General features: G+C 64.7%; 10 protein-coding genes. 7 read left to right on the forward strand and 3 right to left on the reverse strand.

Annotated elements, in window-relative coordinates; genetic code table 11:
* Nucleotides 1–2 precede the first annotated feature (2 nt).
* The 4 genes from PSEMO_RS27555 to PSEMO_RS27570 all read left to right on the forward strand — a co-directional run bounded on the left by PSEMO_RS27555 (nucleotide 3) and on the right by PSEMO_RS27570 (nucleotide 2,752).
* The gene (locus PSEMO_RS27555) at nucleotides 3–626 is read left to right on the forward strand and encodes a 2OG-Fe(II) oxygenase (RefSeq protein WP_075806045.1); all 624 of its coding nucleotides are present in this window, start codon (nucleotides 3–5) and stop codon (nucleotides 624–626) included.
* Nucleotides 627–692: 66 nt separating this feature from the next.
* On the forward strand, nucleotides 693–1,592 hold the full coding sequence (locus PSEMO_RS27560) for a DMT family transporter (protein WP_075806046.1): 900 nt from the start codon (nucleotides 693–695) through the stop codon (nucleotides 1,590–1,592).
* A gap of 65 nt (nucleotides 1,593–1,657) precedes the next feature.
* Nucleotides 1,658–2,419, forward strand: coding sequence for a class I SAM-dependent methyltransferase (locus PSEMO_RS27565; protein WP_075806047.1), 762 nt, complete (start codon nucleotides 1,658–1,660; stop codon nucleotides 2,417–2,419).
* Nucleotides 2,420–2,461: 42 nt separating this feature from the next.
* Entirely contained in the window at nucleotides 2,462–2,752 is a 291-nt protein-coding gene (locus tag PSEMO_RS27570; protein ID WP_075806048.1) for a hypothetical protein, read from the forward strand.
* Here PSEMO_RS27570 and PSEMO_RS27575 read toward each other — a convergent pair.
* The 3 genes from PSEMO_RS27575 to hrpA all read right to left on the reverse strand — a co-directional run bounded on the left by PSEMO_RS27575 (nucleotide 2,703) and on the right by hrpA (nucleotide 9,569).
* Nucleotides 2,703–4,115, reverse strand: a complete 1,413-nt coding sequence (locus PSEMO_RS27575; RefSeq protein ID WP_075806049.1) for an aminotransferase-like domain-containing protein — start codon at nucleotides 4,113–4,115, stop codon at nucleotides 2,703–2,705. The genes PSEMO_RS27570 and PSEMO_RS27575 overlap by 50 nt on opposite strands.
* Before the next feature lie 218 nt (nucleotides 4,116–4,333).
* Nucleotides 4,334–5,455, reverse strand: a complete 1,122-nt coding sequence (locus PSEMO_RS27580; protein WP_075806050.1) for a beta-ketoacyl-ACP synthase III — start codon at nucleotides 5,453–5,455, stop codon at nucleotides 4,334–4,336.
* Between the two features lie 202 nt (nucleotides 5,456–5,657).
* Nucleotides 5,658–9,569 (reverse strand): ATP-dependent RNA helicase HrpA, encoded by a 3,912-nt coding sequence (gene hrpA, locus PSEMO_RS27585; RefSeq protein WP_075806051.1) that lies wholly within the window; start codon nucleotides 9,567–9,569, stop codon nucleotides 5,658–5,660.
* A gap of 225 nt (nucleotides 9,570–9,794) precedes the next feature.
* On the opposite strand from hrpA, the gene PSEMO_RS33260 reads away from it, so the two are divergent.
* From PSEMO_RS33260 to PSEMO_RS27595, 3 genes are all read left to right on the forward strand, one after another.
* Entirely contained in the window at nucleotides 9,795–9,953 is a 159-nt protein-coding gene (locus PSEMO_RS33260) for a DUF3080 domain-containing protein (RefSeq protein ID WP_144443636.1), read from the forward strand.
* 80 nt (nucleotides 9,954–10,033) lie between these two features.
* Nucleotides 10,034–11,398 (forward strand): glutamine synthetase family protein, encoded by a 1,365-nt coding sequence (locus PSEMO_RS27590; RefSeq protein WP_075806052.1) that lies wholly within the window; start codon nucleotides 10,034–10,036, stop codon nucleotides 11,396–11,398.
* Nucleotides 11,399–11,430: 32 nt separating this feature from the next.
* Nucleotides 11,431–12,738: an NAD(P)/FAD-dependent oxidoreductase gene (locus PSEMO_RS27595; protein ID WP_075806053.1), complete on the forward strand. Its 1,308-nt coding sequence runs from the start codon at nucleotides 11,431–11,433 to the stop codon at nucleotides 12,736–12,738.
* The last annotated feature ends 83 nt before the right edge of the window (nucleotides 12,739–12,821 follow it).

The following is a 12,821-nucleotide window of genomic DNA, read 5'->3' on the forward strand; positions in this document are numbered from 1 at the left end:
TCATGCAACAGACGATTCAAGCGGCAAGCCAGCAACTGAACAGCAGCGCCTACGCAGCCCTGAACGCTGCCCAGCTGTTCTCCCGCGAAGACCTGGCCTACATGGAAGAAGCCTGCCAGGTGATCCCCAAGACCATCATCGAGATCGGTGACGTGGGCGAGCAGAACTTCCTCTCGGTCGGCCGCTTCATGGAAGACCAGAAAGGCCAATTGCCGGTGTACCGCAACGATCCGTGGGGCAAGCGCGTGGTGGAGATCCTCTCCTCCGGCAAGAGCCGCGAGTTCTTCAACGGGATCATGGGCGGCGAAAGCTACATCCGCCGTTGCCAGGCCAACCAGCTGGAAGAAGGCAACTTCATCGGCAAGCACATCGACACCTACAGCAACCTGGAATACCGCTACTCGGTGGTCATCCAGTTCGGCAAGGACTACGGCGGCGGCGAGTTCTTCGTCGACTACGAGGGCAAGGAAGCCCTGCTCAAGACCGGCTACGCCGACGTGCTGATCAACCGCTGCGAGATCCCCCACGGCGTGCGCAAGGTGGAAAGCGGGACCCGCACGTCCCTGGTGTTCTTCCTCAGCACCAGCCCGCTGGACAAGCCGAACCTGAACAACAAACAGATCTGACCGGCGTGCGCATCCGCCCATGGAGGGCGGATGCCTTACCGGTAAAGCCAGAAAGGAACCGCTGCAATGACGCAAAGTACAGTCGCCAGTTTTCAAGACACCAAGAACCAGGACATGCAGGCCTACTTCCTCGGCCTGATTTCCGTGGCCGCCTTCGCCATGACCCTGCCGGCGGCGAAGATGCTCGCCGGCGACCTGAGCGCCCTGCAGGTCGGCTTTTTCCGCTCGGTGCTGGCGGCGCTCGCAGCCATTCCATTCCTGATCATCGGCCGCGCCAAGCTGCCCAACGGTTCCCAGCTCAAGCGCATGTTGCTGACGTCCACCGGCATCGTCTACGGCTTCCCGATCCTCACCGCGCTGGGCATGCAGTATGTGCCGGTCAGCCACGGCGGCGTGGTCCTGGCGGCACTGCCGCTGTCCACTGCGATCTTCGGCACCCTGATCACCGGCACCCGGCCATCGAAGATGTTCTGGCTGGTATCGAGCCTGGGCTTCCTCACCGTGTTCGCCTACACCGTGATCAAGTCCGACGTGCAGGACATCTATATCGGTGACCTGGCCCTGCTCGGTGCCGTGGTCCTGGCCGGTTTCGGCTATGCCCAGGGCGGCGCCCTGTCCAAGGAACTGCCGGGCTGGCAGGTCATGTGCTGGACCCTGGTGGTCAGCCTGCCCGTGCTGCTGCCGGTGAGCCTGTTCCTGTACGACGGCGAGACCATCGCCAACCTGCCTGGCCAGGGTGTCGCCGCCCTGCTGTTCCTGGCCCTGATCAACTCGCTGCTGGGCTTCTTCTCGTGGAACCGCGCCCTGGCCCTGGGCGGTATCCAGCGCATCAGCCAGCTGCAGCTGCTGCAACCCTTCTTCACCTTCGCCTTCTCCATCTGGCTGATGGGCGAAGCCTGGAACTGGCTGACCCCGGCGGTGTGCGCCGTGGTGATCGTGCTGGTCTGGCTGTCCAAGCGTCTCTGAACCTTTGCGCGTGTCGGGCGACCGGCACGCGCCTTTTTATCCCGCAATAACACGGAAACATCGAGATGAGCGCTCCGAGTTTTTTCCGCCCCGGCAGCGAACCGCCGGACACCCCCACGCACTGCATCGCCCGTTATGTGGATGGGGTGCTGGGCCTGCTGGCGCTCAAGTCCGGCGAGCAGGTGCTGGACATCGGCTGCGGCGACGGCTGCCTGACGGCGCAACTGGCCAGCCAGGGCGCCGAGCTCACCGGCTTCGACATCGATCCGGAACGGGTGGTGGCGGCCCGGGCCCGTGGCCTGGAGGTGAAACGCGGCAACGCCGAGGAGCTGTATTTCCATCAGGATTTCGACGTGGTGTTCAGTCATGACGCCCTGCACGAGATGCACCAGGCCGACGAGGTCGCGACCGGCGCCTACATGGCGCTCAAGCCGGGAGGACGCTTCGTCGGCGAGTTCGCCGGCAGCGCCCACGCCGCGCTGATCCGCCGGGCCCTGACGGGGGCGCTGGAGCGCCGCTCGATCGACTGGACCGACCTGGAACGCTGGTATCTGCCCAGCGCCCACGAGTACCAGCAGGTGCTGGAGCAGGCCGGGTTCCATGTCAGCCATATCAGCTGGTTCGAGCAGCCGCTGGTGCTGGAGGTGCCGATCACGGAGTGGATCGAGGGTTGCTGCGGTCATTACCTGCAGGCAGTGCCGGCAGACATGCGCGCCGCCTTCCTCGAAGAGGTCACGGAAGACCTGGCCCGCGACCTGCTGGACAGCAACGGACGCTGGACCGTGGATGCGACACGCCTGCGGTTCCGGGCACACAGGAAGGCCTGAGCCATGGCCAACCCTTCAATCAGTCGAAGCAGGATCAACGTCATGCCCATGCAAACCAATGGATTGGCCCTGAAGTCCTTTTATGCCGATAGCCGCATCTGGGCGGGAAAGGATGGCAAGCCGCTGTACTGGATCGATGACCTGAGCCTGGCGGTGAATGGCCTGGAGATCCTCGAAGACTCGTTCATCCCGACCCTGCGCGACAACGATATCGTGCAGATCCTCAATGGCGTGATCTATTCCTATGAGGACCTGGGCCAGGTGAGCACCTTCGCCGACTACTTCAAGCGCTGGCAGTTTCGCTGCATAGATGGTCAGCGACAAATTGTCTGAAACGCAGGTCGTTGCAATGACTGACGTTCAGGCGGATGTACTGGTCGTACTCGCGGGTATTGCTGAACAGTGAACCCGGGGCCAGGAAAATCCGGGCATCGTGCGCCTCCTCGATCAGGCGGCGAAGATCCACGTGCGCAGGGAAGCGCGCCCAGATGAACAATCCCTCCACCACGCCCTCGTCGACTTCCACGCCGACCTTGGTCAGCCACTCCCGTGCGCGGATGCGCTCGTGCATCACCCGCTGGCGCAAGGCATCCAGATGATGCTGGTAGCGCCCGGACTCCAGGGTGTAGGCGACGATCGTCTCGTCCAGGGATGACCCACACAGCACGTTGTACATCTTCTGCTCCACCAGGCGTTCGACGAACTCTGGCGGCGCCACCACGTAGCCCAGGCGCAGCGCCGGGCTGAGCACCTTGCTGAAACCACTCAGGTAGAAGGTCCGGTTCCACTCGTCGAGGCTGCTCAGGCGCAGGGTCTGGCGGGTGCACAGGGCGCCGAAGATATCGTCCTCGACGATATGGAAATCGTATTTCTGCGCCAGTGAGAGAATGCGGAAGCCCTTGGCCGGCGAGGTGTTGCCGCCGGTGGGGTTGTGGATCAGGGTCTGGGTCAGGAACAGCTTGGGCCGGTATTTGGCGACCATCTCCTCCATGATGTCCAGGTCCGGGCCGTCGTGGGTACGCGGCACGGTGATGATGTTGAAGTCGCGATCCTTGATCAGCTTGAGCTGCAGCAGCAGGTAGCTGGGGTCTTCCACCAGCAGGTAATCGCCGGCCTCGAGCATCATGTTGCGGATCAGCGAAAAGGCGTGGGTGGCACCGATGGTCACCACGATCTGCGTGCTGGAGGCGTTGATCTGCAGTTCGCGCAGCTTCTTGGCGATCACCGAGCGCAGCTCCTGGCTGCCGGCGGCCGGGGCCGGGACGCTGCACGACAGGGTGTTGCGGATCAGCCGGCCGGTCACCGAGGCGGGGACCGCGTCGGCCAGCCACGACGGCGGGAGGTAGCCGGAACTGACCGGGAAATCGTATTGCGACGGGTCCAGCGCACGGTAGAGGAAACCGGCATGCAGGCTGGAAGGCGGGATCATCCGCTCCGAATCCTTGCTGGTGTCAGCGGGGCCGGAAGCGAGGATGTAATAGCCGGCGCCGGGGCGGGACTCGATGATCTGCCGGGCGACCAGGTCTTCGTAAGCGCTGCTGACCGTGAAAATGCTCACGCCCAGCTGTTTGGACAGGGCCCGGACCGAGGGCAGTCGACTGCCGCGAACCCATTGGAAGGCTTCGATGCGGCTGATGATTTCGTTGCGAATCTGGTCCACCAACAGCACTTTGCTGTTGCGATCTATCTCGAACATTTTGCTTAACCCTGTTGAAGCCGATGCCGCCTGGAAAGCTTATGGCTTTTTGCCGGCAGATTACACCAGTCCTCCTGGATTCCGGATCAATGACGCTTCATGCGTTGTCCACGCGACCGTCATCGCTGGCAAGCCAGCTCCCACAGGGACCGCGTAACCTGTGGGAGCTGGCTTGCCAGCGATGAGGCCGGCAGCCACAACATAAATGCTGGGAAAGATCAGCGCTTGCGCAGGATCACGCTACCGATCGAATAACCGGCACCGAACGAACTGAGCACACCCAGCGCGCCTTTCGGCAGGTCATCCTGATAGCTGTGCAGTGCGATCACCGAGCCCGCCGAGCTGGTGTTGGCATAACGGTCAAGAATCACCGGTGCCTCTTCTTCCAGCACGTCACGCCCGCGCAGCTTCTTGACGATCAGGTGGTTCATGCTCAGGTTGGCCTGGTGCAGCCAGAAACGCTGAACATCACTGACGTTGAGGTTGTTTTCCGCCAGGTGCGTGCCGATCAGCTCGGCGACCATCGGGCATACCTCGCGGAACACCTTGCGGCCTTCCTGGACGAACAGCTTGTCCGCCGCATCCACGCCCTCTTCCGCCGCGCGGTTGAGGAAGCCGAAGTTGTTGCGGATGTTGTTGGAGAACTGGGTCAGCAGCTTGGTGCTGACGATATCGAACTGATGCTCGGAGGTGGCCAGGTCGGCGCGCTCCACCAGCACGGCAGTGGCCGCGTCACCGAAGATGAAGTGGCTGTCGCGGTCGCGGAAGTTGAGGTGGCCGGTACAGATTTCCGGGCTGACCACCAGCACTGCACGGGCCTGGCCCAGTTGCACGCTGTTGCAGGCGACCTGGATGCCGAAGGTGGCCGAGGAACAGGCGACGTTCATGTCGAAGCCGAAGCCGTTGATCCCCAGGGCCTGCTGCACTTCGATGGCGATGGCCGGGTACGGGCGCTGCAGGTTGGAGCAGGCGACGATCACCGCATCGACATCGGCAGCCGTGCGCCCGGCGCGCTTCAGGGCCTGCTCGGCGGCGGCCACGCCCATCTGGCAGAGGATCGACGGCTCGTCGTTGCTGCGCTCCGGCAGACGCGGCTTCATGCGCTGCGGGTCAAGAATGCCGGCCTTGTCCATGACGTAGCGGCTCTTGATCCCCGAGGCCTTCTCGATGAAGGCAGCGCTGGACTCGGCCAGGGCCTGGACCTCGCCACGCTCGATGGCCGCGGCGTTCTCGGCATTGAACCGGGTGACATAGGTGTTGAAGGATTCCACCAGCTCTTCGTTGGAAATGCTGTTGGCCGGGGTGTACAGGCCAGTGCCGCTGATGACGACGTTATGCACGATCGATCCTCTGTTGGGTTCTTCGAACTGGCACCAAGGTGCCAAGTCGTGATTGCAACACCCCCGCGTGGCAGAGCTGTTGCAGGCTGTTCGGAAGTCGGTTGCCGCGACCGGAACGGGCGTCCGACGGCGGTAAATATCGCCAAGTGTGCCACAACTGCGCCGGGTTGGCCCCTGTCGGGCACAACCCGGCGCCCGCCGGTCAGGCTTCGACCTGGCTCCACTGCTTGCTCAGGCGCTTGTCGGAAATCGGCACCTTGGTCCCCAGTTGCTGGGCGAACAGGGAAACCCGGTATTCCTCCAGCCACCAACGGTACAGCTGCAACTGCTCGTCGCGCTTGCCTTCCTGGGCATGCTTGTCGGCGCGGGCCTTGTACTGCGCCCAGGCGTTGCTCAGCTCGCCGCTCCAGACCCGGTCCTTCTGCACCTGCGCGCCGAGTTTTTCCAGGCGCAGCTCCACTGCCTTGAGGTAGCGCGGCAGTTCCTTGAGCCAGACGCCCGGGGTCTCGCGGACGAAGCCCGGATAGACCAGGTTGCCCACCTGCTGCTTGATATCGTTGAGCGCCACGGCCTGGGCCAGGTCGATCTTGCCCTTGAAGCGCTTTTGCAGGCCGTGCCACAGCTTGAGGATTTCCAGGACCAGCCGCGCCAGGCGCTCGGCGTGATCGGTCCAGTCGCCGCGCTTGCGCTCGGCCAGGGACGCCAGGGCCGCGCCGTCACGCGGCAGCACGCTTTCGCCTTCCAGCACGCAGCTGTCGAGGCTGGCCAGGAGAATATCCTCGACCAGCGAATCGATCCGGCCCAGTTCGCGATAAAGCAGGCCCAGCTCGGTCAGGCCCGGCAACTTGCCACGCAGGAACTTCGCCGGCTCGGCCAGTTGTTGCAGGAGCAAGCGCTGCAGGGCGCGGCGATGCTGGAAGCTGGCCTCGGCCTGGGTCGAGAAACGCCCTTCCTTGACCGTACCGCCCTCCTCCACCAGCGCCGGATAGACCGTCATCGACAGCCCGGCGATCTTCTGCTGGGCGGTCTGCTCGACCTTGCCGAAGCCCTTGGCCTCCACTGGTTTCTGGGTTTTCTCCGACTGCGGCACGGCCAGTGCGGCCTGGCTGGCCGCAGCAAAACGGGCGGTCAGCTCCGCCAGATCGCGGCCTTCGCCGAGGAACTTGCCCTGGCCGTCGACCACTTCGATATTCATCTTCAGGTGGTTTTCCACCTGTTCCGCCGCCTCGGCCCAGGCTTCGTCGCTGACCCGCGCACCGGTCATGCGCAGCAGTTCCCGACCCAGCGCCAGGGGCAGCGAGCCTTCGGCGAAAGTCATGCGCGCCATGGCCGCCTTGACGAAGTCCGGCACCGGCACGAAGTTCTTGCGCAGGGCCTTGGGCAGGTTGCGCACCAGGGCGATGCACTTGGCTTCCAGCAGGCCCGGCACCAGCCATTCCAGGCGTTCGCCCGGCAGGCTCGGCAGCAATGGCGCCGGCACCCGCACGGTAACGCCGTCACGAGGGTGGTTGGGCTCGAAGTGGTAGCTCAGCGACAGCTTCAGGTCGCCCAGGCGCAGGGTGTCCGGGTACTGCGCGGCGGTGACCTCGCTGGCTTCGCGGGCCAGCACGTCCTCGGCGCGCATGATCAGCAGTTGCGGGTCCTTCTGGCTGTTGGTCTTGTACCAACTGTCGAAGGTCGCGGCCTGGTGGATCTCCGCCGGCAGGCGTTCCTCGTAAAAGCCGTAGAGGGTTTCTTCGTCGGCCAGGATGTCGCGGCGGCGGGCCTTGGCTTCCAGCTCGTCGAGTTCTTCCAGCAGCTTCTTGTTCGCCGCCAGACAACGGGCGCGGGAGTTGATCTCGCCGCCCACCAGGCCCTCGCGGATAAACAGCTCGCGGGAAACCTGCGGGTCGATCGGCCCGTAATGCACCGGACGCCGGCCGACCACGATCAGGCCGTACAGGATGACCTGTTCGAAGGCCACCACCTGGCCGCGCTTCTTCTCCCAGTGCGGCTCGAAGTGGTTCTTCTTCAGCAGGTGTCCGGCCAGCGGCTCGATCCAGTCGGAATCGATCTTCGCCACCATGCGCGCATAGAGCTTGGTGGTTTCCACCAGCTCGGCGGTCATGATCCATTGCGGGCGCTTCTTGCCGATGCCCGAGGACGGATGCACCCAGAAGCGCCGCTGGCGGGCACCGAGGTAATCGCCTTCCTCGGTCTTCTGGCCAATCTGGCTGAGCAGGCCGGAGAGGATCGCCTTGTGCAGGCGCGGGAAGTCCGCCGGCTCCTTGTTGACGCTCAGTTGCAGGTCGCGGCAGATCAGCCCGAGCTGGCGATGGGCATCGCGCCATTCGCGCAGGCGCAGGTAGTTGAGGAAGTTCTTCCGGCACCAGTTGCGCAGCGGGCTGGAGGTCAGCTCCTGGCGCTGCTCTTCGAAACCACGCCACAGGTTGACCAGGGCGGCGAAGTCCGAGTCGGCGTCCTTCCACTGCGCGTGGGCCTGGTCGGCGGCCTGCTGGCGCTCCGGCGGACGTTCACGCGGGTCCTGCACCGAAAGGGCACTGGTGACGATCAACACTTCCTGCAGGCTGCCCTGCCTGGCGCCTTCCAGCAGCATGCGGCCCAGGCGTGGGTCCACCGGCAGGCGGGCCAGTTGGCGGCCCAGCGGGGTGAGCTGGTTCTCGCGGTTGACCGCCGAGAGCTCCTGCAACAGGTTGAAGCCATCACTGATGGCCTTGCCATCCGGCGGCTCGATGAACGGGAAGGCATCGATCTCGCCAAGGCGCAGATGGAGCATCTGCAGGATGACGGCGGCGAGGTTGGTACGCAGGATCTCCGGGTCGGTGAAGGCCGGCCGCGCGTTGAAATCCTCTTCGCTGTACAGGCGGATGCAGATACCCGGCTCGACCCGGCCGCAACGGCCTTTACGCTGGTTGGCGCTGGCCTGGGACACCGCTTCGATCGGCAGGCGCTGGACCTTGGCGCGGTAGCTGTAGCGGCTGATGCGCGCGGTACCGCTGTCGATCACGTAGCGGATGCCGGGCACGGTCAGCGAGGTTTCGGCGACGTTGGTCGCCAGTACCACTCGACGCCCCGGATGGGACTGGAAGATGCGCTGCTGCTCGGCCGGCGACAGGCGCGCGTACAACGGCAGGATCTCGGTATGGCGCAACTGCGCCTTGCGCAGCACCTCGGCGGCATCGCGGATCTCGCGTTCGCCCGGGAGGAACACCAGCACATCGCCCGGGCCCTTGCCGACGCTGCGCTCGTGGGCGGCGATCTCGTCGAGGGTGGCGAGGATCGCCTGGTCGACGGTGAGATCGTCCTCGACCCGGTTGCCCTCCTCGTCCTGCTCGCTGGTCAGCGGGCGGTACCAGGTTTCCACCGGGAAGGTGCGCCCGGAGACCTCGATGATCGGCGCCTTGTCGAAGTGTTCCGAGAAGCGCTCCAGGTCGATGGTCGCCGAGGTGATGATCACCTTCAGGTCAGGGCGGCGTGGCAGCAGGGTCTTCAGATAGCCGAGCAGGAAGTCGATGTTGAGGCTGCGCTCGTGGGCCTCGTCGACGATGATCGTGTCGTAGCGTTCGAGGAAGCGGTCGTGCTGGGTTTCGGCGAGGAGGATACCGTCGGTCATCAGCTTGACCAGTGTATTGGCGTCGCTCTGGTCCTCGAAGCGCACCTGGTAGCCGACCAGTGCGCCCAGCGGCGTGCCCAGTTCCTCGGCGACCCGGCTGGCGACGCTGCGCGCCGCGATCCGCCGCGGCTGGGTATGGGCGATCAGGCCGAACTGGCCGCGGCCCAGTTCCAGGCAGATCTTCGGCAACTGGGTGGTTTTCCCCGAGCCGGTCTCGCCGGCGATGATCACCACCTGGTTTTCTGCCACCAGCTTCTTGATCTCGTCGCGCTTGGCGGCGATCGGCAGGCTGTCGTCGTAGCGCACGGTGGGCACGCTGGCCTTGCGCGCGGCGGCCTGGTCGCACGACGCCTGGACCCGCTGCGCCCACTGGGCCAGCTTGGCCTCGTCGGGGCGCTTGCGCAGTTCGTGCAGTTGCCGGCGCAGGCGATGGCGCTCGGCAATCATGGCGTGATCGAGGTTTTTCAGCAGTTGCCCGATGGCGGCGTTCTGGTCAGTCATGAGGTCTTTGGCGGCGCAGGCGTGTCCTGCGGGAGATGATCGGCTTGGAATAGCGGGGGATTGTCGCAGATTTGCCGTTCGTAGGCATCGCCGATGACCCTGTGGGAGCTGGCAAGCCAGCTCCCACAGGGTTCTGTGTTGAACACACTATGTTTAGTTAAACCTTGACTGAAGTTACACAAACACCAATTTAATGAACCATCGCCAGCATGGGAGTATCAAGGCATGACCCTGCCCACCCGCATGCCCCGGCCGCTCCAGACTCCTTCGTTCCCGAAGGTGCGGGCCCGTCGTGGGGAAAACCCGCTGGTGCATATCATCCTCGCCTTCTGGGCCCTGTGGCATTGCCGTCACGCCCGCCCACCAGATACCGCTTTCGCCTGACCGATAACCCTGGCCGTGCATTTGCATCGGCCCACTTGTCGATTCATTGCGCGCCGAACACGGCGCAAGCGAGAGCACCCATGCACTTTGCCCCCATCGAGCAGGCCCGCGCGTTCCTGGACGCCAACCCCGATATCGAAATGATCGAGCTGTTCATCCTCGACGCCAACGGCATGCCCCGCGGCAAGCTGCTGCACCGCGAGGAGCTGCTGGCGGTCTATGAAAGCGGCCGGCCCCTGCCCAGCACCATCCTCGGCCTGACCCTGCACGGCGAGGACGTGGAAAACTCCGGGCTGGTCTGGGACGTCGGCGATATCGACTGTCGCGCCTACCCATTGGAGGGCAGCCTGGTGCGCCTGCCCTGGCGGCAGATCCCCACCGCCGCCGTGCAGGTCAGCATGCACCCCGAACAGGGCCTGCCCGCCGCCAACGCCGATCCGCGCCATGTACTGGTGCGCGTGGTCGAAGCACTCAAGGCCGACGGCTATCACCCGGTGATGGCCTGCGAACTGGAGTTCTACCTGCTCGACCAGAAGCGCGACAGCAACGGCCGACCACAACCGGCTCTCGACGCCGACGGCGGGCGACCGCGAAGTACGCAGGTCTATGGCCTGCGCGAACTGGAACAGATCGAACCCTTCCTCGCTGACCTCTACGCCGCCTGCAAGGCCCAGGGTATTCCGGCGCGCACGGCGATTTCCGAATACGCCCCGGGCCAGGTGGAAATCACCCTGGAACACGGCGACGCCCTGCTGGCCATGGACCAGGCCGTGCGCTACAAACGCATCGTCAAGGGCGTGGCGCACAAGCACGGCATGCAGGCCTGCTTCATGGCCAAGCCCTTCGCCGACCTGGCCGGCACCGGCATGCACCTGCATGTGAGCCTGGCCGATGCCGAAGGCCACAACCTGTTCGCCAGCGAAGACCCGGCCGGCACCCCGCTGCTGCGCCAGGCGGTGGGCGGCATGCTCGACGCGCTGCTGGATTCACTCTTGCTGTTCTGCCCCAACGCCAACTCCTACCGGCGCTTCCAGGCCAACAGCTACGCGCCGCTGGCACCGACCTGGGGCATCGACAACCGCACCGTGAGCCTGCGCGTGCCCGGCGGCCCGGCCCCCACCCGGCATATCGAGCACCGCATCTGCGGCGCCGACGCCAACCCCTACCTCGCTGCCGCCGCCCTGCTCGGCGCAGTGCATCACGGCCTGCGCCTGCAGCTCGATCCCGGCGCACCGGTGGAAGGCAACGGCTATGCCCAGGCCACCACGCTGCTGCCCACCGACTGGCTCAGCGCCCTGACCGCCCTTGAACAGTCGAGCTGGGCCCGGGACACCCTGGGCAGCGAATTCCTTGGCGTCTACCTCGCGGTCAAGCGTGCCGAATACCGTCAGTTCATGGCCGAAGTCGGCGAGCAGGACTGGCGCTGGTACCTGACCCAGGCCTGAACCCTTTTCTCTTTTTCCGAAGGACCTGAATCATGAATGCAGCCCTGAACCGTGGCAGCGCCCAGCGCGCCGCGTCCTATTACAGCGCCACCCTGAACGACGCCACCCAGTACCCGACCCTCGAAGGCACGGTGGAAGTCGACGTGGCGATCATCGGTGGCGGCTTCACCGGCGTCGCCAGCGCCGTGGAACTGGCCGAGCGCGGCCTGAAGGTGGCCATCGTCGAGACCAACCGCATTGGTTGGGGCGCCAGCGGGCGCAATGGCGGGCAGGTTACCGGCAGCCTGTCCGGCGACGAAGCCATGCGCAAGCAGATGCGCGCCCGGCTGGGTGATGACGTCGACGACTTCATCTGGCACCTGCGTTTTCGCGGGCACCAGATCATCGAGCAGCGGGTCGAGCGCTACGGCATCGAGTGCGACCTCAAGCGCGGTCACCTGCATGCGGCGATGAAGCCGTCGCACATGAAGGAACTGCGCGGGTTTGCCGAGGAAGCGGAACGCCGTGGCATGGGCGACCAGGTGCAGCTACTCGACCGTGACGGCGCCCGCCGGTATATCGACTCGCCGCTGTACCTCGGCGCACTGAAGAACCAGCGCAACCTGCACCTGCATTCGCTCAACCTGTGCCTGGGCGAAGCCCGTGCGGCCCACAGCCTGGGCGCGCTGATCTTCGAGAACTCGGAGGTACTGGAAATCGTCCATGGCCCGCGTCCGGCGGTGGTCACCGCCAAGGGCCGGATCGAGGCGAAGCAGGTGATGCTCGCCGGCGATGTCTATCACAAGCTGGAAAAGCGCCAGCTCAAGGGCAAGATCTTCCCGGCCATGGGTGGCATCGTCACCACGGCGCCGCTGGGGGACCTGGCCCGTCAGCTCAACCCCCATGACCTGGCGGTGTACGACTGCCGCTTCGTCCTCGACTACTACCGCATGACGGCGGACGGCCGCCTGCTGTTCGGCGGTGGCGCCAACTATTCGGGACGGGATTCACGGGATATCGCCGGGGAACTGCGGCCGTGCATCGAGCGCACCTTCCCGGCGCTCAAGGATGTGCCGATCGAGTTCCAGTGGAGCTGTGCCATGGGCATCGTGGTCAACCGCATTCCGCAACTGGGCAAGCTGTCGGAGAACGTCTGGTACTGCCAGGGCTATTCAGGGCACGGCATTGCCACCAGCCATATCATGGGCGAGATCATGGCCGAGGCGATCACCGGGACGCTGGAGAAATTCGACACCTTCGCCGGCTGCAGCCATGTACGGGTGCCGATGGGGGATCTGCTGGGGAATCCGCTGTTGGCGGCGGGGATGTGGTATTACCAGGTGCTTGAGAAATTGCGTTGATCTCTCGGGCCTCATCGCTGGCAAGCCAGCTCCCACAGGGACCGCACAAATCTTGAAACCTGTGCTGTACCTGTGGGAGCTGG

Source organism: Pseudomonas putida, assembly GCF_001941965.1.
Classification (GTDB): Bacteria; Pseudomonadota; Gammaproteobacteria; order Pseudomonadales; family Pseudomonadaceae; genus Aquipseudomonas; species Aquipseudomonas putida_L.